Below are 952 nucleotides of genomic sequence, written 5' to 3' on the forward strand. Positions count from 1 at the left end.
CCACCGAAGGGGGATCCTCGGGTTCGCCACTCATCGACAGGGAAAAAAGGGTATTGGGCACCCTTACCGGAGGGGCGTCGATGTGTTCATCGCCCAGAGGGCCGGATTCTTATGCCTCTCTTTTCAAATTCTGGGATGTACAAGGATCACTCGACAACCCGAACCCGATCAGCCATTATCTTGATCCGAAGGAATCACAGGTGAAGCATTTGGGAGGTTTCAACCCCTATGCGCAACAACCCTTCACTAAAAGCGATAATTTTAAACCGGAAGACAAGGCTGTGAGTCACCTGTTTCAACGGATCCCCCTATTTGCCACTAACAATACTTTCGGCTACACCGAATTTGCCGAGCAGTTCTATGCCGGCGACGGAGTGGAGTTGCGGGGAGTGTTTGTCTCATCTCCCCCTGTTAGCAGTATTTCGAGCATGCGCATCAGAATAAAGGTTTATTCCGGAGAGAATGGGCCAGAACGGCTCCTTTACGAACAGCCCTACCATTATGGCTACAGATATTTCAACAATACAACAAACTTTCCGGTCGGCTCTCGCGACATGCGCCACAATATAGAGAATTATATCCGCTTTAATGAACCTGTATCTGTTTCAAGGACATTTTATATCTCCTATTCCGATGCCAACGGGATACCGGCCGGTTTTTCGGCATTTAGCGCGGAAGCCAGAAGGGTCGGCTCCGGGATCGTTTCCACGGCATGGATGAAAAATGCCTCGGGATGGGTGAAATCGTCGGAAAACATTGAGAATCCCATCAATACCTCTTTACTGATAGCTCCCTATGTTATAGGAAATAGCTCCACCTCAGTGGAACCGGAAAAAGAACAATTCAAATTGGTTGTCTACCATTCCAGTGAAGTGAAACGGATATTTATCGAATCAAACTATGAATTGGTCGAATGGGAGATTTTCTATTCATCGGGGATAAAGATCCATCA

1 pseudogene is annotated in these 952 nt (G+C 47.5%); it reads left to right on the forward strand.

The features are described from left to right. Positions 1 to 952 (forward strand): annotated as a pseudogene (locus tag D7D25_RS18115) (hypothetical protein); the annotation flags it as partial.

This window comes from Proteiniphilum sp. X52 (assembly GCF_003712195.1).
Lineage (GTDB): Bacteria > Bacteroidota > Bacteroidia > Bacteroidales > Dysgonomonadaceae > Proteiniphilum.